The organism is Brachybacterium sp. AG952 (genome assembly GCF_004362645.1).
In the GTDB taxonomy this organism is placed as follows: Bacteria; Actinomycetota; Actinomycetes; order Actinomycetales; family Dermabacteraceae; genus Brachybacterium; species Brachybacterium conglomeratum.
On the sequence record NZ_SNXV01000006.1, the window covers coordinates 1 to 23,224 of the forward strand.

The 23,224-nt window shown below is 73.3% G+C and carries 18 protein-coding genes; 8 read left to right on the forward strand and 10 right to left on the reverse strand.

Annotated features, from left to right (window positions below):
• Positions 1-219: 219 nt before the first annotated feature.
• Complete coding sequence (locus tag DEU31_RS13790; RefSeq protein ID WP_133677561.1) at positions 220-1,608, reverse strand: UTP--glucose-1-phosphate uridylyltransferase; 1,389 nt, start codon at positions 1,606-1,608, stop codon at positions 220-222.
• Positions 1,609-1,676: 68 nt separating this feature from the next.
• Complete coding sequence (locus DEU31_RS13795; RefSeq protein ID WP_133677562.1) at positions 1,677-3,224, reverse strand: ATP-binding cassette domain-containing protein; 1,548 nt, start codon at positions 3,222-3,224, stop codon at positions 1,677-1,679.
• A gap of 305 nt (positions 3,225-3,529) precedes the next feature.
• Here DEU31_RS13795 and DEU31_RS13800 point away from each other — a divergent pair, with 305 nt between their 5' ends.
• Positions 3,530-4,342: a DUF899 family protein gene (locus tag DEU31_RS13800; protein ID WP_200716731.1), complete on the forward strand. Its 813-nt coding sequence runs from the start codon at positions 3,530-3,532 to the stop codon at positions 4,340-4,342.
• Here the strand turns inward: DEU31_RS13800 and DEU31_RS13805 are convergent.
• A complete protein-coding gene (locus DEU31_RS13805; protein WP_133677563.1) occupies positions 4,336-5,217 on the reverse strand; it encodes a DUF817 domain-containing protein in 882 nt (293 codons plus the stop codon). The genes DEU31_RS13800 and DEU31_RS13805 overlap by 7 nt on opposite strands.
• 150 nt (positions 5,218-5,367) lie before the next feature.
• Here DEU31_RS13805 and DEU31_RS13810 point away from each other — a divergent pair, with 150 nt between their 5' ends.
• From DEU31_RS13810 to DEU31_RS13825, 4 genes are all read left to right on the forward strand, one after another.
• On the forward strand, positions 5,368-6,066 hold the full coding sequence (locus DEU31_RS13810; protein ID WP_133677564.1) for an HAD-IA family hydrolase: 699 nt from the start codon (positions 5,368-5,370) through the stop codon (positions 6,064-6,066).
• Between the two features lie 11 nt (positions 6,067-6,077).
• A complete protein-coding gene (gene metG, locus DEU31_RS13815) occupies positions 6,078-7,883 on the forward strand; it encodes a methionine--tRNA ligase (protein ID WP_010551726.1) in 1,806 nt (601 codons plus the stop codon).
• Positions 7,884-7,965: 82 nt separating this feature from the next.
• On the forward strand, positions 7,966-9,186 hold the full coding sequence (locus tag DEU31_RS13820) for a Fic family protein (RefSeq protein ID WP_029360814.1): 1,221 nt from the start codon (positions 7,966-7,968) through the stop codon (positions 9,184-9,186).
• 76 nt (positions 9,187-9,262) lie between these two features.
• Positions 9,263-10,720: a sugar porter family MFS transporter gene (locus tag DEU31_RS13825; RefSeq protein WP_133677565.1), complete on the forward strand. Its 1,458-nt coding sequence runs from the start codon at positions 9,263-9,265 to the stop codon at positions 10,718-10,720.
• A gap of 30 nt (positions 10,721-10,750) precedes the next feature.
• Here the strand turns inward: DEU31_RS13825 and DEU31_RS13830 are convergent, their stop codons facing one another.
• From DEU31_RS13830 to DEU31_RS13850, 5 genes are all read right to left on the reverse strand, one after another.
• The gene (locus DEU31_RS13830; protein ID WP_133677566.1) at positions 10,751-12,619 is read right to left on the reverse strand and encodes a transketolase; all 1,869 of its coding nucleotides are present in this window, start codon (positions 12,617-12,619) and stop codon (positions 10,751-10,753) included.
• 96 nt (positions 12,620-12,715) lie between these two features.
• Positions 12,716-13,444 carry a PIG-L deacetylase family protein gene (locus DEU31_RS13835; protein ID WP_133677567.1) on the reverse strand — a complete coding sequence of 243 codons (729 nt, stop codon included), beginning with the start codon at positions 13,442-13,444 and terminating at the stop codon, positions 12,716-12,718.
• A gap of 9 nt (positions 13,445-13,453) precedes the next feature.
• The gene (locus DEU31_RS13840) at positions 13,454-14,569 is read right to left on the reverse strand and encodes an FAD-dependent oxidoreductase (RefSeq protein WP_166649520.1); all 1,116 of its coding nucleotides are present in this window, start codon (positions 14,567-14,569) and stop codon (positions 13,454-13,456) included.
• A gap of 50 nt (positions 14,570-14,619) precedes the next feature.
• The gene (locus DEU31_RS13845) at positions 14,620-15,924 is read right to left on the reverse strand and encodes a PLP-dependent transferase (protein WP_133677569.1); all 1,305 of its coding nucleotides are present in this window, start codon (positions 15,922-15,924) and stop codon (positions 14,620-14,622) included.
• A gap of 278 nt (positions 15,925-16,202) precedes the next feature.
• The gene (locus DEU31_RS13850) at positions 16,203-17,066 is read right to left on the reverse strand and encodes a siderophore-interacting protein (RefSeq protein WP_166649521.1); all 864 of its coding nucleotides are present in this window, start codon (positions 17,064-17,066) and stop codon (positions 16,203-16,205) included.
• Positions 17,067-17,177: 111 nt separating this feature from the next.
• Between DEU31_RS13850 and DEU31_RS13855 the strand changes: the two genes are divergently transcribed.
• The gene (locus DEU31_RS13855) at positions 17,178-18,695 is read left to right on the forward strand and encodes an NAD(P)/FAD-dependent oxidoreductase (protein WP_133677571.1); all 1,518 of its coding nucleotides are present in this window, start codon (positions 17,178-17,180) and stop codon (positions 18,693-18,695) included.
• 228 nt (positions 18,696-18,923) lie between these two features.
• Positions 18,924-20,336 carry an oligopeptide:H+ symporter gene (locus tag DEU31_RS13860; RefSeq protein ID WP_239639383.1) on the forward strand — a complete coding sequence of 471 codons (1,413 nt, stop codon included), beginning with the start codon at positions 18,924-18,926 and terminating at the stop codon, positions 20,334-20,336.
• Between the two features lie 206 nt (positions 20,337-20,542).
• Here DEU31_RS13860 and DEU31_RS13865 read toward each other — a convergent pair whose 3' ends face one another.
• Both DEU31_RS13865 and DEU31_RS13870 read right to left on the reverse strand, forming a co-directional pair.
• Positions 20,543-21,859: a hypothetical protein gene (locus DEU31_RS13865; RefSeq protein WP_243733848.1), complete on the reverse strand. Its 1,317-nt coding sequence runs from the start codon at positions 21,857-21,859 to the stop codon at positions 20,543-20,545.
• A gap of 39 nt (positions 21,860-21,898) precedes the next feature.
• A complete protein-coding gene (locus tag DEU31_RS13870) occupies positions 21,899-22,411 on the reverse strand; it encodes a hypothetical protein (RefSeq protein WP_208109992.1) in 513 nt (170 codons plus the stop codon).
• A 277-nt stretch (positions 22,412-22,688) separates the two neighbouring features.
• On the opposite strand from DEU31_RS13870, the gene DEU31_RS13875 reads away from it, so the two are divergent.
• On the forward strand, positions 22,689-23,216 hold the full coding sequence (locus DEU31_RS13875) for an HNH endonuclease (RefSeq protein WP_133677572.1): 528 nt from the start codon (positions 22,689-22,691) through the stop codon (positions 23,214-23,216).
• The last annotated feature ends 8 nt before the right edge of the window (positions 23,217-23,224 follow it).

A 23,224-nucleotide genomic window follows, 5' to 3' on the forward strand; every position in this document is an offset into this window, starting at 1 on the left:
AACGCAAGACCCCGAGTCATCCTCGACGGCGCCACCCCCAGTGAGACACTCGACGAACTGATCACCACGGTCGCACTCACCGACTGAAGCGGCCTCAGTGATACCGGTCGAAACCTGCCACTCGACGTGCCAGCGGACGGGCGGCGGCTCGGTCGGGGCCGACGAGGCGGCTGGTTCGGTGCGAGCCGGCCCGGAGCCGACGGCCCCCGCCCGGCCGGGTCAGCCGGCGGCGGGGGTGCCGACGCGGGCGCCCTCGGGCACCTCGCCGCCCTCCTCGCCGAGCACGGCCTCGCCCACCACGGCGACGTCGGCCCCGAAGGTCCAGTCGCCCTGCACGTCCAGGCTCGTGGCCTCCTTGAGCGAGGGCACGCCCTGAGGGAAGCGAAGCTCGAAGTCCTGGATCAGCTTGTAGGAGCCGGACTCCAGGGACACCGACGGCACGCTCTGAACCTGCTGGACCAGGGCGTTGCGCTCGTCGAGCGCGTAGGCGTCGGAGCGGATCAGGAACAGGTCGCTGGTGGCCTTCACGGGCAGGAACCGGTCGCGGCCCACCACGATCGCGGTCGCGCCGTCGAACACCTCGATCGCGGCGCCCATCGCGGACTCGATCTGGTAGACGGGCGTGGAGGACTTGTCGGAGGGGTCCACGGTCTTCTCGTTGCGGATCAGCGGCAGCCCCATGACGCCGTCGCGCTCCTTGAGGATCGCGTCGAGCTGCTCGAGGTCCCACCACAGGTTGTTGGTGTGGAAGAACGGGTGGCGGTGCTCGTCGGTGAAGTAGTCCATCTCCTCCGTCGGGGTCTGCGCGGTGTCGCGCAGGATGAGCCGCCCGTCGGACTTCCGCACCGCGAGGTGGCCGCCCTTGCGGTCCGCGGGGGTGCGGCGGCACAGCTCGGCGGCGTAGGGCGCGCCGGTGGAGGCGAACCAGGCGGCGAGCACCGGGCTCGGCACGGTGCCGAGGTTGTCGGAGTTGGAGACCGAGGCGTACTTGAAGCCGGCGTCGAGCAGCTGCTGAAGCAGGCCCGAGGTCTGCAGGGCGGTGTAGATGTCGCCGTGACCGGGCGGGCACCACTCGAGGTCGGGGTCCGCCTCCCACTTGACGGGGGTGAGGTCGTCGGTGCGGAGCTTGGGCTCCTTGTTCTGCAGGAAGTCCAGCGGCAGGTCGCCGACGGGCAGGTCGGGGTACTTCGAGAGCACCTCGAGGGTGTCCTCGCGGGTGCGGAAGGAGTTCATGAAGATCAGCGGCAGGCGCGAGTTCGTGCCGCGGCGGGCGGCGAGGACCTGCTCGACGATGAGGTCCAGGAAGCTCTTCCCGTCCCGCACGGGCAGCAGCGACTTCGCCCGGTCCAGCCCCATGGAGGTGCCGAGGCCGCCGTTGAGGTTGATGATCGCGAGCTTGTCGAAGACCTTCTTCGCCTCGGCCACGTCGATCTTCACGTCGTCGAGGTGGGTGGGATCCAGGTACGGCTCGATCGTGTCCTCGGGGATCGTGCCGGTCACCCCCTCCTCGAGCTGCCCGTAGTAGTGGGAGAAGACGTCGATCGCGGTCTGCGCGACCCCGGCGTCCTTCATCTTCTGCTGCGCTGCGGCGAGTCCTTCGTTGCTCATGGTCACAGCGTATCGACTCCCGCTCGCCCGTCCGCGCACCGCGCCGCCTCGCCGAGATCGAGGCGCGGTCAGTGCGCCAGGCGGCGCAGCACGGTGCGGTCGTGGCTGGCGACGACCACGGCCGACGGGGTGCGCTCGAGCGCCTCCAGCAGGTCGTCGACTCCGCTGATGCCGAGGTGGTTGGTGGGCTCGTCCAGAAGCAGCACGTCGGGCCGCTCGGAGAAGAGCCGGGACAGGGCCCGGCGTCGCCGGTCCCCCGGGCTGCCGCGTCGCGGCTCCTGTCGCTCGTCCTCCTGGGCGAGGAGGGCCAGGCGGACACGGCCGAGCACCCGGACCGCCCCTGCGTCCGGCGCGAGGTCGCCCGCGAGCACCCGCAGCAGCGTCGTCTTCCCGGCGCCGTTGGGCCCGACGACGAGCAGGCGATCCCCGCCCTCGAGGCGCAGCGTCGTCTCGGGCAGCCGGGGCGGGGCCGACGGGTCCGGGGTGCGGTCCGCACCGACGGAGTCCGCATCGTCCCTGCTCGCATCGGCCCGGCGCCCATCGGCCCGGTCCACCCGCACGCCGTCGGCGCGCAGCAGCGGGGTCCCGGCGGACGTGCCCGAGTCCGGCAGCGACAGCCTCGGCGGCGGGGGCGGCACGTCCAGGCGGTGCTCCTCGAGCCGGGCGAGCCGGTCGTTCAGGGCACGGACGGTGCCCGGTGCGCGGGACTGCCGCTGGTGCTTGCCGGTGCCCTTGTCGGGTCGCCATCCGGTCGACAGGCGCGAGCGGGCCGCATCGGCTCCCTCCTGGAGGCGACGCTGCTCCTCCTGCTGGGCGCGGTAGGCCTCCTCCCAGGCCGTGCGCGCGCGGCGCCGGGCCTGCTCCCACTCCGCGAGCCCGCCGCCGACGAGCAGGGGGCGTCCGTCCTCGGTGGGGTCGAGGTCGAGCACGGAGGTGGCGACGTCCTCCAGCAGCGCCCGGTCGTGGGAGACCAGGGCGACCGCGCCGGGGTGCTCGCGCAGAACCCGCGTGAGGTGCGCGAGTCCTCTCGCGTCGAGGTGGTTGGTGGGCTCGTCGAGCAGCAGGATCTCGTCGCGGGCGGCGATCACGCCGGCCAGCCGCACCCGGTACCGCTGCCCCACCGAGAGAGCGGTCAGCTCGCGGTCGCGGTCGGTGACGGCGCCGACCTCCTCGAGGGCGACCTCGAGCCGCCGCGGCGCGTCCCAGGCGTCCAGGGCGGTGACCCGGGCGAGGGCGTCGTCGTAGCGTCGCGCGGCCTCGGCGGTGCCGTCGGCGAGCGCGTCGGCGACGGCGTCATGCTCGCGCAGCGCGGCGAGGGGCCGGGCGAGGAGCGCATCGAGCAGGTCGCCGACGGTGCGGGGGCCGTCGGCGTCGGCGGTGGCGAGCTCCTGGCGCACCATGCCGAGGGCGCCGTGGCGCTCCACGGTGCCGGCGTCGGGCTCGAGCGTCCCGGCCAGCGCGTCCAGGAGGGTGGTCTTGCCGCGTCCGTTCTCGCCGACCACGGCGAGCACGGCTCCGGGGACGAGGGTCAGGTCGATGCCGGTGAGGAGGACGCGCCCGCCGCGCGAGAGCTGCAGCTCGCGGGCGCGGAGATGAGAGGTGGTCCGCTGGGACATGGTTCGGGTGCCTTCCGGTGGTGGGTGTCACCGGGCACGGCGGATCGCCGCCCGGTGGAGGTCCGGACGGCAGCGCGGGGTGGTGGAGGGGCGCCGCCGTCAGCGGCGGGCGCGGGGGCGCGCGATGGCGCAGGTGCCGAGGAAGCAGGTCGTCATGGGGCCACCGTAGGAGCGACCCGGCGGCGCTGTCACGCGATTTCCGCCCGGTCGACGCCGGAGGCCTTCCCCCGAGCCTCGAGCGGTGCTTGACTCGTGGTGGAGCGCGCCGGGCACCGCCGTCCGACGCGCGATCCGCTGGAGGCGACATGACCGACCGTCCGCACAGGATTCCTGCCGACGACGTTCCTGCCGACGGCGCCGGCGCTCCCGGTCCCGGCCTGCCCGAGGTGGTGGACCGGGAGGCCTGGGAGGCCGCCCGCGCCGAGCTGCTGCTCGAGGAGAAGGCGCACACCCGCGCCGGCGACGCCCTCGCCGCGAAGCGCCGCCGCATGCCGATGCTCGAGGTCGACGGCGACGCGACGGTGGTGGGGGCCGACGGCCCCGTCCCCTTCCGCAGCCTCTTCGAGGGGCGCGACGAGCTGCTCGTCTACCAGCACATGTGGTGGGACGGCGCGCCGCACCAGGGCCAGTGCGAGGGCTGCACGATGACCGCCTGGCATCTGCACGACGCGTCCTACCTGCGCGCCGCCGGCGTGTCCTTCGCGATCCTCACCACCGGCGCCTGGGAGGAGGTCGCGCCGTTCGTGGCGTTCATGGGCTACACCGAGCCGTGGTTCTCGGTGCGGGAGACGGCCCCGCCGATCGGCGGCGACATGGGCTACCTGCAGTGCTACGTGCGCGAGGGCGACCGCGTCTTCCTCACCTACGCGATCACCGGGCGCGGCACGGAGATCTCCGATCCGACCCTCGCACTGCTGGACCTGACCGCCTTCGGCCGGCGCGAGGCCTGGCAGGACATGCCCGCGGGGCGCATCGCCGAGCGCGACGCCTGCTGGTTCTGGCGCACCGACGTCGACGGGAACCCCACCTGGGGGCCGACGGGACGGCCGGCGGCGCAGTGGACGCGCCCCGGTGCGACCGCGCAGACCACCCTCGGCCGCACCGGCATGCATCACTGAGCCCGTTCCGGCCTCCGCGGCCGATGCACGAGCGTGACGAGCACGACCGACACCATCATCAGCAGCAGCCAGGAGACGAGCTTCGAGGCCGGCACGAGCTCCCAGCCCGCGCGCTGATGCGGGTAGATCCACGCCCCGGCGGCGGTGCCGACGTTCTCCGCGATCCACAGCAGCCCCGCGACGCCGAGGAAGGCGGCGATCACGGGCATCCGCCGCCAGGGCGCCCGGCGATGGACGCGCAGCGACATCGCGCACCGCCCGTAGAGCAGCAGCGTCGCCGCGAGCAGCACCCAGCGGGCGTCGGGCAGGTAGTGGTGGGTGAAGAAGTTCGCGTAGATCGCCGCTGCCAGCGCAGCGGTCGCGAGCAGCGGCGGGTAGCGGGTGAAGCGCAGGTCGAACAGGCGCATCACGCGCACCATGTAGGAGCCGACGGCCGCGTACATGAACCCTGTGTACAGCGGCACCTCGCCGATCCGCAGGAGTCCGTCGGTCTCGTAGGCCCAGGATCCGACCGCCGTCTTGAACACCTCCATCGCGGTCCCGACCAGGTGGAAGAGGGCGATCACGCCCATCTCCCGCAGGCTCTCCAGGCGCAGGGCGAGCATCGCGACCTGCACCGCGACCGCCGCGAGGACGAGCGCGTCGGCGCGAGCGAGCGGCGCATCGTCCGGGTACAGCATTCGCGCGGTCACCAGCAGCACGAGCATCACCGCTCCGAACACGCACGCCCAGGCCTGCTTGAGGCCGAACACGACGAGCTCGACGTGGCGGGCCCGCCTCGTCCCGCCCGCGGTCGCGAGGGCCGAGGTGCGGCGCTGCGCCCACCGGTCGATCCGTTCCTCGAGCGGGGTGAAGGGGACACGGTCAGGGGTCATCCGCCCAGTCTCGTCGCGCGATGCGCAGGTCCTCGCGAGACGTCGTGGGCGTTCCGGGGAGAGCGCGGGGAGCTCCTGAGGAGTCGGGCCGACGGCGGCGGCGCCGTCGTGGTCGGCCCCGACGCCGCACCCCGCGCCTACGATGACCGGATGTCCTCCGACGACACGACGTACACCGATTCCCTGCTCGCCCTGGGAGAGCTCGTCGCCGAGCACGGGATCCGGGTCGTGGTCTCGGACCTGGACGGCGTGCTGCGGGTCTTCGACGCATCGCTGTGGGACGAGCTCGACGCGATGACGGGAACCCCGGACGGGACGAGCTTCCGAGCGGTGCTCGGCCATCCCTACCTCGACGACGTGGTCCGCGGGCGCGGCACCCATGCGCGGTGGCGAGAGCTCGCCGCGGAGCAGCTCGTCGGGGCGGGCAGCGACCCCGCAGCCGCCCGCGAGGCCGTGGACCGCTGGGCAGGGACCCCGGCCGTGGTCGATCAGCGCGTGCGCACGATGCTGCTCCACCTCCGTGCCGCCGGCACCGCAGTGTTCGTCCTCACCAACGGCACCGACCGCGTCCCCGAGGAGCTCGCCGCGCTCGGGCTCGAGGACGTCGTCGGCGAGGACGGCCGGTTCCTGCTGAATACCGCGGACCTCGGCGCCGCCAAGCCCGATCCGGAGGCCTTCGCCCGGGCGAGGGCCCGGATCGGCCGGGTGCTCGGCGAGGAGATCCCGCCGGAGCGGATCGCGTTCCTGGACGACTCGCCGCGTCACGTCGAGGCCGCGGCGAGGTGCGGATGGCACGCGGTGCTGCACCGGGCATCGGGGACGGAACGCGCCGCGCCCCGCCTCCCCTAGAATCGGATCCCATGAGCACAGTCCTGTCCGCGGTCGCCTGGCCGTACGCCAACGGTCCCCGCCACATCGGCCACGTCGCCGGCTTCGGCGTCCCCTCCGACGTCTTCTCGCGCTATATGCGGATGGCGGGCCACGACGTGCTCATGGTCTCCGGCACCGACGAGCACGGCACGCCGATCCTCGTCGAGGCCGACAAGGAGGGCATCTCCGCCCGCGAGCTCGCCGACCGCAACAACCGGCTCATCGTCGAGGACCTGGTCGCGCTCGGCCTGTCCTACGACCTGTTCACCCGCACCACGACCCGCAACCACTACCAGGTGGTGCAGGACATGTTCGTCGCCGTGCGGGACAACGGCTACATGATCGAGCAGACCACCTCGGGCGCGATCTCCCCGTCGACCGGCCGCACCCTCCCCGACCGCTACATCGAGGGCACCTGCCCGATCTGCGGCGCGGGCGGCGCGCGCGGCGACCAGTGCGACAACTGCGGCAATCAGCTGGACCCGACGGATCTCATCGACCCGGTCTCCCGCATCAACGGCGAGACCCCGGAGTTCATCGAGACCTCGCACTGGTTCCTCGACCTGCCGGCGCTCGCCGCGGAGCTCGGCCGCTGGCTCGACGAGCGGGAGGCGACCGGGCTGTGGCGCCCGAACGTGATCCGGTTCAGCCAGAACATCCTCGAGGACATCAAGCCCCGTGCGATGACCCGCGACATCGACTGGGGGATCCCGGTCCCGGGTTGGGAGGACCAGCCGAACAAGCGCCTGTACGTCTGGTTCGACGCGGTGATCGGCTATCTCTCCGCCTCGATCGAGTGGGCGCGCCGCTCCGGGGACCCCGAGGCGTGGCGCCGCTGGTGGAACGATCCCGAGACCCTCGCCTACTACTTCATGGGCAAGGACAACATCGTCTTCCACTCGCAGATCTGGCCGGCGGAGATGATCGCCCAGAACGGCGAGGGCGACAAGGGCGGCGAGCCCGGCCGCTTCGGCGAGCTGACCCTGCCCACCGAGGTCGTCTCCTCCGAGTTCCTCACGATGGAGGGCAAGAAGTTCTCCTCCTCCAAGGGGATCGTCATCTACGTGCGCGACGTGCTCGAGCGCTACCAGCCCGATGCGCTGCGCTACTTCATCTCCGCCGCGGGCCCCGAGAACCACGACGCGGACTTCACCTGGGTCGACTTCGTCTCCCGCACCAACAACGAGCTGGTCGCCGGCTGGGGCAATCTCGTCAACCGCACCGCCGCGATGATCGCGAAGAACGTCGGGGAGATCCCGGCCGCCGGCGAGCTCGAGGACGTCGACACCGCGCTGCTCGACCAGATCCGCACGGGCTTCACGACCGTCGGGAAGCTCATCGAGAGTCACCGCCAGCGCGCCGCGATCGCGGAGATCATGCGCCTGGTGGGCGAGGCGAACGCCTACGTCTCCCGCACAGAGCCGTTCAAGATGAAGGCCGAGGAGCAGCGTCCGCGCCTGCTCACCGTGCTGCACGTGCTCGCCCAGGCGGTCACCGATCTCAACACGATGCTCGCCCCCTTCCTCCCCCACTCGGCCAACGCCGTGGAGAAGGCGCTCGGCGGGGGCCGGGAGATCGCCCCGATGCCCCGCATCGACGAGGTCGAGGACCTCGACGGCGGCCCGGGCTACCCGATCATCACCGGCGACTACACGGCCGTGCCCGCCTGGGAGCACCGCCCGGTGACCGTGGGGCAGACCGTCGTGAAGCCGACCCCGATCTTCGTCAAGCTCGACCCGGCCGTGGCCGAGCAGGAGCTCGAGAGGCTCGAGGCGGAGGCCTCCGACGAGGCCTGACCGCCCGTCGCGGGCCGGGCAACGGTGATCACGACCGCACGGTAGTAACACTTTTTGCGGGAAGTGTTACTACACTGGCGGGGTGAGCACAGATCGCGCACCGCTTCCCGTGCCGCCCGTCGGCCGCCGCCCGGGCCGGTGGAGCGTGCCCGACGACGGGCTCGCCTCCCGTGCGGCGCGCTCCCGCGGCTCCGGCCCCTACGAGGCGACGCTCCCGGCACGGCTCGCCGGGGACGCGCCGCTCGCGCTCGCGCTGCCCGGGGACCTCGCGGCCGACGTCGCCGACGCCGAGCAGGCCCTGACCGCGTTCGACGCGCACGCCCTCGCCCGTCTCGGCAGCGACAGCCCGGCGCTCGGGCCGATGAGCGCGATCCTGCTGCGCACCGAATCGGCCTCCTCCTCGCAGATCGAGGACCTCACCGTCGGCGCCCGCCAGCTCGCCCTCGCCGAGCTCGAGGAGTCCCGCAGCGCGAATGCCCGCGCGGTGGTCGCGAACGTGCGCACCATGGAGGCGGCGCTGCGTCTCGCCGACGCGCTCGATCTCGACGCCGTGCTGGCCATGCATGCGGAGCTGCTCGCCGGGGGCGCCGACGCCGGGCGCCTCCGTGCGCAGCTGGTGTGGGTGGGCCGCAGCGGACGGAGCCCGCTCGGCGCCGCGCACATCGCCCCGGAGGCGGAGGACGTGCCCGCCGCGATGGAGGACCTCGTCGGCTTCCTCGCCCGCGAGGACCTGCCGATCCTGCTGCACGCCGCGCTCGCGCACGCGCAGTTCGAGACGATCCACCCCTTCACCGACGGGAACGGCCGCACGGGCCGAGCGCTGGTCCACGCGATGCTCGCGGGCAAGGGGTTGACCAGCACCACCGCGCCCGTCTCCGCCGGGCTGCTCACGGATCTGGAGGCGTACACCGCGGCGCTGACGGCCTATCGCGTCGGCGACGCCCGGCCGATCGTCGAGGAGTTCGCGCGGGCGGCGCGCTTCGCCGCCGTGACCGGGACCCGGCTGGTGGACGACCTCTCCGCACAGCTGGACGAGGATCGCGAGCGCCTGGCCGGGCTGCGCCGCCACGCCCTCGCCTGGCGGGTGCTCCCGCTGCTGGTCGGGCAGCCGATCGTCACCGCCGCCCACCTGCGGGACGTGCTCGAGGTCCCCGCGATGTCGGCCCAGCGCGCCCTCGCCCAGCTCGCCGAGGCTGGGGTCCTGCACGAGGCGACCGGTCGCACGAGGAACCGCGTCTGGCAGCACCGCGGTCTCCTGGCGATCCTCGACGACTACGCGGAGCAGGTGCGACGCAGCGGGTGAGCGGCAGCCCTCGCCCGCCCCCGGAGGTGTACGGTGACCAGCACCTGGACGATGCGTCGGACGCCGACCCGAGGAGATGGTCCCCATGAGCGCACCCGCACAGACCCTCAACCCGAAGGTGGTCGGGATCAGCATCGCCGCGGCCGTCGGCGGCTTCCTCTTCGGCTTCGACACCTCCGTGATCAACGGCGCGGTCGGTGCCCTCTCCGCGGAGTTCTCGCTCGGGGCGGGCCTGACCGGCTTCGCCGTCTCCTCCGCGCTGCTCGGGTGCGCCGTGGGCGCCTGGTTCGCGGGCTCCCTCGCCAACCGCTTCGGCCGCATTCCGGTGATGGTCATCGCCGCGATCCTGTTCTTCGTCTCCGCGATCGGCTCGGGGCTCGCCGTCGGGGTGTGGGACCTGATCGTGTGGCGCCTCGTGGGCGGGCTCGGCGTCGGCGCCGCGAGCGTCATCGCCCCGGCCTACATCGCCGAGGTCGCACCCGCGAGATACCGCGGGCGCCTCGGCTCGCTGCAGCAGCTCGCGATCGTGCTGGGCATCTTCGCGGCGCTGCTGTCCAATGCGGTGATCGCGAACACCGCCGGCGGCGCCGCGGAGTCCTACTGGTTCGGGGTCGCCGCCTGGCGCTGGATGTTCATTATCGAGGCCGTGCCCGCCGCGGTCTACGGCGTGATGGCCCTGTTCCTGCCGGAGTCGCCGCGCTATCTCATCGGCAAGGGCGAGCGGGACAAGGCCTCGAAGGTGCTCTACGACTTCACCGGCGAGCTCGACGTGAACCTCAAGATCGAGCAGATCAGCCACTCCCTGGAGCGGGAGAGCAGGGAGAGCCTGCGGGACCTGCTCGGCGGCCGCTTCGGGCTGCTGCCGATCGTGTGGCTGGGGATCGCGCTGTCGCTGTTCCAGCAGCTCGTGGGCATCAACGTGATCTTCTACTACTCGACCACGCTGTGGCAGTCGGTCGGCTTCGACGAGTCGCAGGCGCTGCTGACCTCCACCATCACCTCGGTGATGAACATCGTTGCGACGATCATCGCGATCCTGCTGGTGGACCGGGTGGGCCGACGCGTCATGCTGCTCGTCGGCTCGGCGGGAATGGCGGTGTCGCTGGGACTCATGGCGCTGGCCTTCTCGTTCGGGGAGACGGCGGCCGGGGCGGAGTCGGTTTCGCTGCCCGATCCGTGGTCGACCGTGGCGCTGATCAGCGCCAACGCCTTCGTGATGTTCTTCGGCACCACGTGGGGTCCGCTGGTCTGGGTGCTGCTGGGCGAGATCTTCCCCAACCGGATCCGCGCCTCGGCCCTCGCGGTCGCGGCCGCGGCCCAGTGGGGCGCGAACTGGGCGGTCTCGGCGACCTTCCCGACGCTCTCGGAGATCGGTCTGAGCTTCGCCTACGGCCTGTACGCGGCCTTCGCACTGCTGAGCCTGCTGTTCGTGGCGCGCTGGGTGCCCGAGACGAAGGGCCGCGAGCTGGAGGACATGGACCAGCTACGCCTGGGACGGCGGGGGTCGGCCGACGACGTCGCGGCCGACGGCTGAGCACAGTCCCGCCGCCCCTGTGCAGGAGGCTCAGCCCTCCAGCACCGTTCGCGCCGCGCGCGCGATGTGCGCGGCGTCGATGCCGGCCCAGTCCAGCAGCTCCGCGGTGGTGCCGGAGCCCGGCACCCCGTCGACCGCGAGGTGCTCGAGGTGCAGGTCGGCGAGCGGCTCGGCGGCCAGCGCCGCGAGTACCGCGGCACCCAGCCCGCCCTCGCGATGGTGGTCCTCGGCCACCACCACGCGCCCGCCGGTCTCGGCGACGGCCGCGCGGATGCCCTCGGCGTCGATCGGCTTGACGGAGTACGCGTCGATCACGCGGGCCTGCACGCCCTCCTCGGCCAGCGCCTCGGCCGCGCCGAGCGCCTCGTGCAGCGTCACGCCGGCGCCGATGAGGGTGACCGCGTCGTGCGCGCTGCGGCGCAGGGTCTTGGACCCGCCGACGGGGAACTCCTCCTCGGGGCCGTAGAGCACCGGGTAGCCGCCGCGGGTGGTCCGCAGGTAGCTGACGCCGTGCAGGTCCGCCATCGCCGCGACCAGGGCGGCGGTCGAGGTCGCGTCGCTCGGGTACAGCACCGTGGAGCCCTGCGTCGCCGCCATCATGGCGAGGTCCTCCAGGCTCATCTGGGAGGGGCCGTCGGCGCCGATCTCCACCCCTGCGTGCGAGCCGACCAGTCGCAGGTCGGCCCGGGAGACGGGGGCCATGCGGATGAAGTCCGCGGCGCGGCTGAGGAAGGCCGCGAAGGACGAGGCGTAGGCGATGTACCCGCGGGCGGCCAGCCCGGTCGCGGCGGCGACCATCTGCTGCTCGGCGATGAACATCTCGAAGAACCTCTCGGGATGCGCCTGGACGAAGTCGGCGACGCCGGTGGAGTTCGAGACCTCCCCGTCGAGCGCGACCACCCGCGGATCGGCGTCCGCGAGTGCGACCAGGGCGGGACCGTAGGCCTTGCGGGTGGCGAGCTCCTCCCCCACCTCGAAGGTCGGCAGCTCGACCGGCCCGCGCGACGGGGCGGGGCGCTCGACCTCGGGCGGTCGGGGGCCGCGCGCCTGCAGCGAGCGGACGCCGCCGAGCGCGTCGATCGCCTCCTCGGCGCGGTCCTCGGGCATCGGCTTGCCGTGCCAGTCCTCCTCGTCCTCGACCCCGGGGATCCCCTTGCCCTTGACGGTGCGGGCGAGGATCACCAGCGGCCGCTCGAGGTCATCGTCGGCACGGGCGAGGGCGGCGTCGATCGCCTCGACGTCATGTCCGTCGACGACGACCGCCTCCGCGCCGAATGCTTCGACACGGGCGGCATAGGTGTCCATGTCCCATCCCAGCGCGGTCTCGCCGCGCTGGCCGAGCCGGTTCACGTCGACGATGGTCACCAGGTTCGTGAGGCCGTAGTGGGAGGCGGTCGCGAGGGCCTCCCACATCGAGCCCTCGGCGAGCTCGCTGTCGCCGGCGAGCACCCAGACCCGGTACGGGGCCTGCTCGAGCTTCGCGCCCGCCAGAGCGATGCCGACGCCGTCGGGCAGTCCCTGCCCGAGCGAGCCGGTGGCGACGTCGACCCAGGGCAGGACAGGGGTGGGGTGCCCCTCGAGCCGCTGGCCGAAGCGTCGGTAGCCTTCCAGCAGCTCCTGCTCGGACACGACGCCGGCCGCCCGGAACACCGAGTACAGCAGGGGTGAGGCGTGTCCCTTCGAGAAGATCAGGTGGTCGTTGCCGGGGGCGTCGGGGTCGTCCCAGTCGTAGCGCAGGTGGCGCGACATGAGGACGGCCAGCAGGTCAGCGGCGGACAGGCTGGAGGTGGGATGTCCCGAGCCGGCGGCGGTCGAGGAGCGGATCGAGTCGACCCGCAGCTGGGCGGCGAGCTCGCGGACCTGCTCGAGGGAGAGTCCGTCGTGCATGGTCGTGGTCATGGGAGCGTCCTTCCGTGGCGGATCCTGCCTGACCTCCCCACCGTAGGAGCCTGCACGCCGGGCGGCCAGGGGGCGGCCGACCGTTCGGTCCCGCGCTCAGAGCTCGTGCACGCGCAGCACGACGGCGTGCTCGGTGCCCGCGGCGGCGCCGCCTTGGCGGAGGATCTCCGGGATGAACTCCTCCGGGACGGGATGGTCGGTGACGTGCGCGAGATAGGCCTCGTGCGCGTGCAGGGAGGCGACCGCGGCGTCGACCTCGCGCTGTCCGACGGGCTTGGCGTGGGTGGGGGCGGGGTGCCCGGCCACCGCGAGCGTCCTCGTGCTCCAGGGCGCGAGGTGCTCCTGCTCGGCCAGCTCGCGGAACACCCACGGGTTCGCGGCGTCGCGGCAGGCGTCGACGGCGGCGAGGCCCGCGACCCGATGGTCGGCCTGGTTCAGCCCGCCGTACGCCTCGACCTCGAAGTTCGCGGTGAGCACCAGGTCGGGGCGCGCCTGCCGGATCACGCGGGCGATGTCGCGGCGCAGCACCAGGCCGTGCTCGAGCATCCCGTCGGGGTGGTCGAGATGGCGCAGGTCCTCGACGCCCACCTGTGCGCAGGCGCTGCGCTGCTCCGACTCGCGCAGCGGCGCGACGATCTCGGGCGGCTCCGCCATTCCGGCCTCGCCGCGGGTCAGCAGCAGATAGGTCACCTCCACGCCTGCGGCGGTCCAGGCGGCGACGGCGGCGGAGGCGCCGTACTCCATGTCGTCGGGATGCGCGACGACGCACAGCACGCGCTGCAGTCCGTCCTCGGGCAGCGGGGGAAGGGCGGTGGGAGCATCCATGGCGCCACCCTAGGCGCGGACGAGCTCCCGGTCGAGGGAGGCGCCGAGCCCGGCCTCGAGGTCGCTGACCAGGCGGTTCACGGCCGCGCGCCCGGCACGGTTCGCCCCGATCGTGGAGGCGCCCGGGCCGTGGCCGACGAGGTGGATGCGGGGATCGACGGCGACGGCGGTGCCGTCCATCGCGATCCCGCCGAGCGGGCCGGTCAGTCCCAGCGGTCGCAGGTGGCGCAGCTCGTGCCGGAACCCGGTGGCCCAGAGGATCGCGTCCACCGGGGTGCGCGTCCCGTCGGCCTCGATCACGCCGCCCGGCACGATCCGGGAGAACATCGGCCGACGGTCCAGGATCCCGCGGCATGCGGCGCGGCGCAGCGCCGGGGTCCACAGCAGCCCCGTGTGGGAGACGACGCTGCCGACGGGGCGCCCCTCCCGCACCGCGTCCCATACCCCGGCGACGGCCTCGCGCCCGGCCTCCTCGGTGAACTCGTCCTCGCGGACGATCGGTTCGCGGCGCGTGTACCAGCGGGTCTCGCCCACCTCGGCGATCTCCTGCAGGTGGCCGAGCGCGCTGATCCCGCCGCCGACCACCGCGACCCGCTGCCCGGCGAACTCGTCCGCGGCGACGTACTCGGCGGTGTGCAGCTGCCGGCCGCGGAACTCCGCCGCGCCGGGGAGGGCGGGCACGAAGGGCCGGGTCCAGGTGCCGGTCGCGTTCAGCACCGCACGGGTGCGCAGCACGGGCAGCGCCCGTCCGTCGGCCCCGACCGCGCGGACCAGGAGGGGCCCCTGCCGCTGCCCCGCACCCGCCGGATCGTCCTCGACACGGGTGACGCGCACGGGCCGACGGATCGCGAGCCCCGTCCGCGCCTCGAACTCGGCGAAGTAGTCGGGCACCGCGATGTTCGCGGGGACGTCGCCGCCGACCTCCGGGGCCGGGGCGTCGGGCAGCTCGCGGATCCCGTTGACGGTGGCCATGGTGAGACTGTCCCAGCGGTGGCGCCAGGCCCCGCCGGGCCCGTCCTCGGCGTCGAGCACGACGACGTCCTCCATACCGCGTCGGCGCAGGTGGTAGGCGGCGGAGAGGCCGGCCTGCCCGGCCCCGATCACGACGGCGTCGAGGAGTTCCATGTCCGGCTCAACCCGGCTGCGGCCTGCGGTGTTCCCGGAGGCGAGCAGGCTCACGCCGGGACGGCGCGCACCTCCGGCAGCACGGCGCGGGCGGCGTCGAGCCCGCGGGAGAGGTCCGCCCAGAGGTCCTCGAGGTCCTCGAGGCCGACGCTGAGCCGCACGGTCCCCTCCCTCACCCCGCAGGCCTCGCGCTGGGCCGGGGTGAGATGGGAGTGGGTGGTGCTCGCCGGATGGCAGACGAGCGACCGGGCATCGCCCAGGTTCACGGCGAGGGACCACAGCTCCAGCGCGTCGCAGAAGGCCGCCGCCGCGTCCTCGCCGCCGTGCAGGTCGATCGAGAACACGCCCGAGGTGCCGCGGGGGAAGTCCCGGGCGACGAGATGCCGGTCGGGCCGGCCGGGGAGAGAGGGATGGTGCACCTCGGCCACCTCGCAGGCGGCGGCGAGACGTCCAGCGAGCGCGGTCGCATCGGTGCTGATCTTGCGCAGGCGCAGGTCGAGCGTCTCGATGCCGACGAGGATCTGCTGGGCGCTGGTCGCGGGCAGGGTCGCCCCGAGATCGGTGACGTACTTGGCGCGGGCGTAGGCGAGCAGCCCCGAGCCGCCGCGCGCGTACTCGTCGGCAAAGGTGACGCCGAAGCGGCGGTTGCGGGTGGTCAGGCGCTCCCAGCGCTCGGGACATCGCCGCGGGTCGAAGCGTCCGGTGTCCACGATCAGGCCCGCGATCGTGGTGCCGTGGCCGCACAGGTACTTCGTGGCGGAGTGGACGACGACGTCGGCGCCGTGGTCGCCGGGACGGTAGAGGGCGGGGCTGGCGAGGGTCGAGTCGACGATCACCGGGACGTCATGGGCATGGGCGATGGCGGTGAGGGCGTCGAGGTCCAGCAGCTGCGCTCCCGGGTTCGCGATCGACTCGACGATCGCGGCGCGGGTGCGCGGGGTGAACGCCGCCTCCCACGCCTCGAGGTCCCAGGGGTCCGCCACGGTGGTGGTCACGCCGAGGTCGGCGAGGGTGTCGTCGAGCAGCTCGGTGGTGCCGCCGTAGAGGCGCGAGGAGGCGACGACGTGCCCGCCGGGAGCCGCGAGGGCGCACAGCGCGATCGTCGTCGCGGCCTGGCCGGAGGCGACGGCGATCGCCCCGATCCCGCCCTCGAGCGCCGTGATCCGCTGCTCGAGGACCTCGGTGGTGGGGTTCCCCGAGCGGGAGTAGGCGAAGCCGTCGGCGCGGCGCTCGAACAGGGCGCGCAGAGACGAGTGGCTGGTCTGCGCGTAGGCGCTCGAGGCGTAGATCGGTGGGGTGAGGGCGCGGTGCGTGTCTGCCCGCGTCCAGCCCGCGTGGATGCCTGCGGTGCTCATGGCGCCTCCCTGCCGTGCTCGATGTCCGTCCTGTGCGGTCCATCGTGCGGCGGCGCGGGCGGGCGCGGCGAGAAACGTGACGAAGTGTGGCGCGGTGTCAGCCGCGCCGTGTCAAACTCCGCTCACCTGACTGAGCTCCTACCGCTCGTTCCTCGCAGTACGTCGCTCAGACTCCGTCCCTCTTGACTGAGCTCCTACCGCTCGTCCCTCGCAGTACGTCGCTCAGACTCCGTCCCTCTTGACTGAGCTCCTACCGCTCGTCCCTCGCAGTACGTCGCTCAGTCGATAGCCCCGATGGGCTCGCGCTTCTCGGCCTGGAACTGGTCCTCGATGCGTCCCAGCGCCCAGTAGGCGGAGATCGAGATCTGCTCGCGGGGGATGCCGGCGTCCTTGACCAGCAGACGGCGCAGCCGCTTCGTGATGCCGCGCTCGACGTGGCAGAAGACGTCCAGGCCCTCGTGGTCCGAGAGGTCCAGCGCCGCGACCTCGTCGAGCAGCTGCTCGCGCGCGCCGAGCACCCAGCGCAGCTCGACGCCCTCGGGGTGCTCGAGCTCGAGGCGGTCCTCCTCGTGGTCCAGGTGGATCAGGGCCAGACCTCGGGCGTCCGGGTCCATCGCCTCGAGGCCGGCGGCGATCGCGGGCAGCGCGGCGTGGTCGCCGATGAGCAGGTGGCTCGTCGCGTCCGCCGCGGGCGACCAGCCGCCGCCGGCGCCGTTCATGGCGATGAGGTCGCCGGGCTGGGCCTCGTCGGCCCAGCGGGCGGCGACGCCGTGGTCGTCCTCGCCGGACTCGCCGTGCAGGACCACGTCGATCTCGATCGTCTGCGCCGCATCGTCCCAGCGGCGCACGGTGTAGGTGCGGCGGGTCGGGAGCAGCTCGGGGCTCTCCGCGCGCAGGGCGTCGAGGTCGTACGGGGGCTGCAGACCGGAGCCGGGTGCGGGAAGGAGGAGCTTCACGTACGCGTCGGTCTGCTCGTTGCGGTGCAGGGTGGTGAATCCCTCGCCGCCGAGGGTGAGGCGCAGCAGGCGCGGGGAGATGCGGGTCTTGCCCAGCACCTCGAGCACTGCCTGGGGGCGCGGCGCCCGGGGACGGCGCGCGGCGGGCGCCTCGGCGGACGGCGACTGGGCGGTGGTGGTCTGCATGCCCTCCACATTACGCTACTTACGCATTACGTAAATCCGTGCCGGGCTCCCGTCCGCGCCTCGGGACGTGCGCCCTGCCCTGTCGCGGCGCGGCCCACTAGGCTGGCACGCATGAGCACCTCGCCCGCCGCAGAGACGGACGTCGTCGTCGTGGGCTCCGGCCCGAACGGTCTCGCGGCCGCGGTCACCCTGGCCCGGGCCGGCCTCACGGTCCATGTCCTCGAGTCGCAGGAGACGATCGGCGGCGGGGCGCGCACCCTCGACCTGGGCCTCGCGCCCGGCATCGTCCACGACCTCTGCTCCGCGGTGCACCCCCTCGCGCTCGCCAGCCCCTTCTTCGCGGAGTTCGACCTCGCCGCGCGCGGCGTGCGCGCGATCGCCCCCGAGGCCTCCTACGCGCAGCCGCTCGACGACGCCCCCGCCGCGATCGCCTGGCGGGACGTGGAGCGGACCGCCGACGGCCTCGGCGCCGACGGGCCGGCCTGGCGCGCGCTGCTGGGCACGCTCTCCCGCGACCAGGACCTCGTCGTCGAGCTCGCCCTCGGGGACAAGCGCTCGGTGCCCTCCGCGCTGCTGACCCCGCGGACCCTGCGCACCGCCCCGCTGTTCGGTGCGCTGCTCGCCCTCCAGGGGTCCCCGGCCTGGGACCTCCCCTTCCGCACCGAGCGCGCCCGCGCCCTGCTCACCGGGGTGGCGGCGCACGCGATCGGACAGCTGCCCTCCCTCGCGCTCGGCGCCACCGCCTCGTTGCTGGGCACCATCGCGCACGGGGTGGGCTGGCCGATCCCCGTCGACGGCTCCCAGGCGATCGTCGACGCGCTGGTGGCGGACCTGCGCGCCCACGGCGGGACCGTGACCTCCGGGCACCATGTGCGGACCTGGCGGGACGTGCCCCCGGCCCGCGCCGTGCTGCTGGACATCCCCGCGCCCGCCGCCGCGGACGTCCTCACCAACCGTCTCCCCCGCCCCCTGGAGGCGATGCTGCGGAGGGTCCCCTACGGGGACGGCGCCGCGAAGGTCGACTTCGTGCTCTCCGGGCCGGTGCCGTGGCGGGATCCCGACGTCGGCCGTGCCGGGACCCAGCATCTGGGCGGCACCCGCGCCGAGATGGCCCGCACCGAGGCGGAGGTCGCCTCCGGGCGCTTCCCCGACCGTCCTCTCACCCTGGTCAGCGACCCGGCCGTGGTCGACCCGGGCCGGGTCCGGGACGGGCTGCGACCGCTGTGGGCCTATGCGCATGCACCGGCCGGGGACCGCACCGACCCGACCGAGCGCGTCACCGCGCAGATCGAGCGCTTCGCCCCCGGCTTCCGCGACCTCGTCGTCGCCTCCCGCGCCGTGCCCGCGGCGGAGATGATCCACCACAACCCCGCCCTCGTCGGCGGCGACATCTCCCAGGGCAGGGTGACGATGGCGCGGATGGTCGCGCGGCCCACCCCGCTGCCGGACCCCTACCGCCTGGGCCGCACCGGTTGGTACCTGTGCTCCTCGGCAACGCCTCCGGGGCCGGGCGTGCACGGGATGGCGGGGCTGCACGCGGCCTCCCGCGTGCTGCGATCGGAGTTCGGGATCCGGGAGCTGCCGAGCCTCGCCCCCGCCCCGGGGCGGGCACAGGATCCATCAGTCTGAGGGATCGGATCCCGCATTCTGCTCAGCGGGATGGGATGGACTGCTCACATCGCCCGGTCCCTGCGTTGCACCGTGAACGGGTGAGGCGCAGGATGAATGACCGTGAATTCTCCGACACCTCCAGACCCCTCCGTCCATCCCCCTGAGTGGACGCCCGGCGACGCCGCCGGGGTCGCCGTGGACCCCGCCGACACGCCCGAGGCGCACAACCCCAGCGGCCGCACCTTCATGGGCCAGCCCGGCCCGCTCGCGAACCTGTTCAGCGTCGAGCTGTGGGAGCGCTTCAGCTTCTACGGCATGCAGGGCATCCTCGCGATCTACATGTACTTCGCCGCGACCGACGGCGGTCTCGGCATCGACGAGGGCACCGCCCTCGGCATCGTCGGCGCCTACGGCGGCTCCGTCTACCTCTTCTCGATCCTCGGCGCGCTCGTCTCCGACCGCCTGCTCGGCCCGGAGAAGACCCTCTTCGGCTCCGCCGTGATGATCATGTTCGGCCACATCGCCCTGGCGCTGGTCCCGGGCGTGGTCGGCCTCGGCCTCGGCCTGCTGCTGGTCGGCGTGGGCTCGGGCGGTCTGAAGTCCACGGCCGCGACCCTCGTCGGCGCGCTGTACACGCGGGACGACCCGCGCCGCGACGCCGGCTTCTCGATCTACTACATGGGCATCAACATCGGCGGCCTGCTCGGTCCGCTGGTGACGGGCATCGCCCAGCAGCAGTGGGGCTTCCACCTCGGCTTCGGCCTCGCCGCGGTCGGCATGGCGATCGGCCTTCTGCAGTACGTGCTGACCCGCAAGGGACTTCCTGCGAGCGTGCACACCGTCCCGGATCCGCTGCCCCGCGCGCAGCGACCCCTGTGGGCCCTGATCGCCGTCGGCGCCGTGGCCCTCGTGGCAGTGCTCGCCGCGACCGGCGTGCTGAACGCCCAGAACCTCGCGACCGTCGTCGCGGCCCTCGCCGTCGTCGGCGCCGTCGTCATCTTCGCGATCCTGCTCGCCTCGAAGAAGCTCGACTCCGACGAGCGCTCGCGCGTGGTGTCCTTCATCCCGCTGTTCATCGGCACGGCCGCGTTCTTCGCGCTGTTCCAGCAGCAGTTCACGGTCATCACCCTGTACTCCGACACGCGCCTGAACCGCGAGATCCTCGGCTGGGAGATGCCGATCTCGTGGGTGCAGTCCTTCAACCCGTTCTTCATCATCGTGCTCGCCCCGGTGATGGCGGCGCTGTGGACGAAGCTCGGCACCCGTCAGCCGATCACCCCGCGCAAGTTCGGCGTGGGCATCATCCTGATGGGCTCGGCCTTCCTGCTGTTCCTGCCGATGGCCGCCGTCGTCTCGGTGCCGGTGCTCTGGATCGCGATGATCATGCTGGTGGCGACCGTCGGCGAGCTGTGGCTCTCCCCCGTCGGCCTCTCGCTGGCCACGAAGCTCGCGCCGCGGTCGTACCCGGTGATGATGATGGCGCTGTACAACCTCTCCGTGGCGCTCGGCACCGCGCTCTCCGGCGCGCTGGCGGGCTTCTACTCCGCGGAGAACGAGGTGGGCTACTTCGGCGTGCTCGGCGCTGTGACCATCGCGATCGGGGTGCTCATGCTGCTGGTCGCGAAGCCCGTCGGTCGGGCCATGCGCGGGGTGCGCTGACCGACCCCGCTCACGCGCGCATCTCTGGGGAGCCGCTCCACCTCCGGGTGGGGCGGCTCCCGTGCTGTCGGAGACGGTCCGCCCGGTCCTCAGCTGTCGAGGACCGGCGGGGGGCGCGCTTCGGAGGTTGCCATGGAGTCACCGTAGAGCGGCGGGGTCCCGGCGACGATGACGCGTGTCCTGGATTCCCCGGCCGCCGTATGGCATCAGGGCCGGTCGGTCCGGTCCGCCTCCCCGTCGCGGCGCAGCAGGCCGACGAGCGCGAGCATCACCGCCGGGCCGCCGCGGAACACGCCCTCCTCGTGGGTGAGCACCCCGCAGTCGGCGAGGTCGCCGAGGTCGTGCATGACGTGCAGCAGCCGCGCGAGGGCGCGGGGCTCGTGCTCCGGGGGCGGCAGCTCCGGCCCGGGCGGGAGGCGCAGCCCCTCGTCCCCGCAGGCCACCAGGAGCGCCGCGATGGTGTCGGGCATGCCGCGGAACCCGCCGTCCTCGGCGCCGCGGGTCTGACGGCCCAGCAGCGCGGCGGTGATCAGGGCGTGCCCGAACTCGACGAAGCCCTCGGCGTCCTCCGGCGCTGTCGCCGGGACCGGGCCGACGGCGGCGCGGACCCGGCCGTCCGCGAGCTCGAGCCAGCCGCCGTCCAGCAGCGTGGTCCACACCCCGGCCAGCTCCGGCCGGTCCCAGAGGCTGCGGGCGCCGCCGTCGAGGCCGAGGTGCTCGAGCAGCTCCGCGGTGGTCTCCCTCCCCGGCGCGCCGGTCGCGGTCGCGCGCCGTCCCTCGCCGACCACCTCCAGGACGCCCACGGCCCGCCGCACCAGGGGGCAGTCGAGATAGAGGCCGACGCCCTCCTGCTCGGCGAGCTCGCCGAGCGGCTCGCCGTCGTCCTCGAGGGCCGGCAGGAACCAGGGCCAGTCCCGCTCCTCCGCCTCGTCGCGGCGGCGCAGCGCGCGCTCGAGCAGCGGGTCGAAGGGCGTCGAGGGCTGCGCGAGCCGGCCGGTGCCGGAGACGGCCAGGCGCTCCGCGTCGGGCAGGGAGTGGAACCAGTGCAGGTAGTCCGCGAGCGCCTCCTCGTCCTCGAGGTCCACCCCGAGCGAGAGCCCGTGGCCCAGCACGTTGGTGGAGAAGGAGCGGCGGGTGGGATCGTCGGCGGCCTCGAGCGCGGCGAACTCGAGATCGTGCAGCAGCGCCGGCGCCTCGGCCCCTCGCATCGAGCCGGGCGCCCATCGGCCGGTCTCGACGAGGAAGTCGATCAGGCGGCGCAGCACCGGCACCATGTCCATCAGCTGCTCGCGCGGCTGGACGACGGTGCGGGGCACCACCTCGGTCAGCAGCTCCCGGGTGAGTGAGGCGGTCCACAGCCCCACCTCCGGGCTCCCCAGCCGCTCGGCCTTCAGCCGCAGCAAGGTCTCGAGGGTGCGCACCTCCTCCAGCGCGGGGGCGTCCTCGTCGGTCCGCAGGCGCCAGGCCCCGTACTCGGACAGCACTCGGTCCCGCTCCTCCCGTCCCTGCTCCTGCTGCGCCATTCCCCCAGCATGCCGTCCCGCCGCCGGGGATTCCAGCGCTCAGAGGCCGCCGCGCCGGAGCGACCCCGCGTCCAGCAGCTTCTGCGCGCGGGCGATGGTCCCGGAGTCGTAGGCACCGAGGGACCGCGCCTCGTCGAGCGCGTCCTGCTGCACCTCGGCCAGCAGCTGGACGAGCTCCGGGCGCTGGGCCGTGCGGGGGTCCGGGGCTGCGCCCCCGGACGAGCCCGGCAGGGGCCGCCCGAACCTCTCCCGCACCTCCTCGAGCACCTCGGCGTCGAAGCGACCTCCGTCGCGACGACGCAGTTCGGGGTTGTCCAGGACCTGACCGATCGCGGCCTCCTGCAGCTCCGCGATCAGCAGGGACAGCTCGCGCCGGGCCGCCTCCTCGTCGGTCCCCCGGATGCCGAGCACCCGGATCAGCAGCGGAAGGGTCCCGCCCTGGACCACCAGGGTCACGAGCGCGACGACGAAGGCGATGAGCACGAGCTGGGAGCGGTAGGGGAAGTCCATCGGCAGGGACTGGGCCGCGGCGAGGGTGACGACGCCGCGCATCCCGGACCAGGCCAGCCCCGCGCCGCCGCGACCGCGACCAGCTCCAGGTGCTCCACGCTCATGCCCGCTCCTCGCTGTGGTGGGGCCTCGATCGTAGAGCGCGGCACGTGCTGTTCGCGCGCTGTGCAGGCGGTCGTCACCCTCCCGTCGTGCGAGCCCGCGAGAATCCGATGGACCCGCCCGCCCCGGCGGGGGACGATGCACGTGCTCGGTCCTCGAGCCCCTCCAGCGCTCCCGGGCCGTCGCACCTCGACGACGACGGGAAGGAGGCGATGCGATGCCGCAGGTCAGGGTCTACAACCTCGGCTACGACCCGGGGACCGGGATCGGCGAGCTGCTGCACACCACCACCGTGCGCCACGCGATGGGGATGATCCGGCGCGAGGTCGCCGTACCCGTCGAGTTCACGGTGGTCGACGAGCGGATCGTGCCCCTCGCCCTCGAGCTCACCCGCGAGCTGAGCGGCGCCTGGGTCGAGGGGGCGGGGCGCCGCTCCGTCGGCTTCAGCTATCGCGCGGTCCACGAGCGGGACCACTGGACCTGCGCGTACTGCGGCCGCAGCGTCTCGCGCGCGCCGGCGTGCGAGTCGCTGCTGGCCACCGTGGACCACATCCTGCCCGTCTCCCGCGGGGGTCGTTCCTCCTGGACGAACCTCGTCTCGGCGTGCAAGGGGTGCAACAACCGCAAGGCGGACCGCACCCCCGCGGAGGCCGGGATGCCGCTGCGCTTCGCGCCCTACGATCCGGCCGTCTCCTACCGGGTGGGAGGACACGTCGAGGACCTCCCGGTGCTGCTCGGCGCCTGATCAGGGCG

What these genes read in the sequence shown, in the direction of transcription:
- DEU31_RS13790 (WP_133677561.1), bottom strand. Translation starts at nt 1,608, where the DNA reads ATGAGCAACGAAGGACTCGCCGCAGCGCAGCAGAAGATGAAGGACGCC.
- DEU31_RS13795 (WP_133677562.1), bottom strand. Translation starts at nt 3,224, where the DNA reads ATGTCCCAGCGGACCACCTCTCATCTCCGCGCCCGCGAGCTGCAGCTC.
- DEU31_RS13800 (WP_200716731.1), top strand. Translation starts at nt 3,530, where the DNA reads ATGACCGACCGTCCGCACAGGATTCCTGCCGACGACGTTCCTGCCGAC.
- DEU31_RS13805 (WP_133677563.1), bottom strand. Translation starts at nt 5,217, where the DNA reads ATGACCCCTGACCGTGTCCCCTTCACCCCGCTCGAGGAACGGATCGAC.
- DEU31_RS13810 (WP_133677564.1), top strand. Translation starts at nt 5,368, where the DNA reads ATGTCCTCCGACGACACGACGTACACCGATTCCCTGCTCGCCCTGGGA.
- metG (WP_010551726.1), top strand. Translation starts at nt 6,078, where the DNA reads ATGAGCACAGTCCTGTCCGCGGTCGCCTGGCCGTACGCCAACGGTCCC.
- DEU31_RS13825 (WP_133677565.1), top strand. Translation starts at nt 9,263, where the DNA reads ATGGTCCCCATGAGCGCACCCGCACAGACCCTCAACCCGAAGGTGGTC.
- DEU31_RS13830 (WP_133677566.1), bottom strand. Translation starts at nt 12,619, where the DNA reads ATGACCACGACCATGCACGACGGACTCTCCCTCGAGCAGGTCCGCGAG.
- DEU31_RS13835 (WP_133677567.1), bottom strand. Translation starts at nt 13,444, where the DNA reads ATGGATGCTCCCACCGCCCTTCCCCCGCTGCCCGAGGACGGACTGCAG.
- DEU31_RS13840 (WP_166649520.1), bottom strand. Translation starts at nt 14,569, where the DNA reads ATGGAACTCCTCGACGCCGTCGTGATCGGGGCCGGGCAGGCCGGCCTC.
- DEU31_RS13845 (WP_133677569.1), bottom strand. Translation starts at nt 15,924, where the DNA reads ATGAGCACCGCAGGCATCCACGCGGGCTGGACGCGGGCAGACACGCAC.
- DEU31_RS13850 (WP_166649521.1), bottom strand. Translation starts at nt 17,066, where the DNA reads ATGCAGACCACCACCGCCCAGTCGCCGTCCGCCGAGGCGCCCGCCGCG.
- DEU31_RS13855 (WP_133677571.1), top strand. Translation starts at nt 17,178, where the DNA reads ATGAGCACCTCGCCCGCCGCAGAGACGGACGTCGTCGTCGTGGGCTCC.
- DEU31_RS13860 (WP_239639383.1), top strand. Translation starts at nt 18,924, where the DNA reads ATGGGCCAGCCCGGCCCGCTCGCGAACCTGTTCAGCGTCGAGCTGTGG.
- DEU31_RS13865 (WP_243733848.1), bottom strand. Translation starts at nt 21,859, where the DNA reads ATGGCGCAGCAGGAGCAGGGACGGGAGGAGCGGGACCGAGTGCTGTCC.
- DEU31_RS13870 (WP_208109992.1), bottom strand. Translation starts at nt 22,411, where the DNA reads ATGCGCGGCGTCGTCACCCTCGCCGCGGCCCAGTCCCTGCCGATGGAC.
- DEU31_RS13875 (WP_133677572.1), top strand. Translation starts at nt 22,689, where the DNA reads ATGCCGCAGGTCAGGGTCTACAACCTCGGCTACGACCCGGGGACCGGG.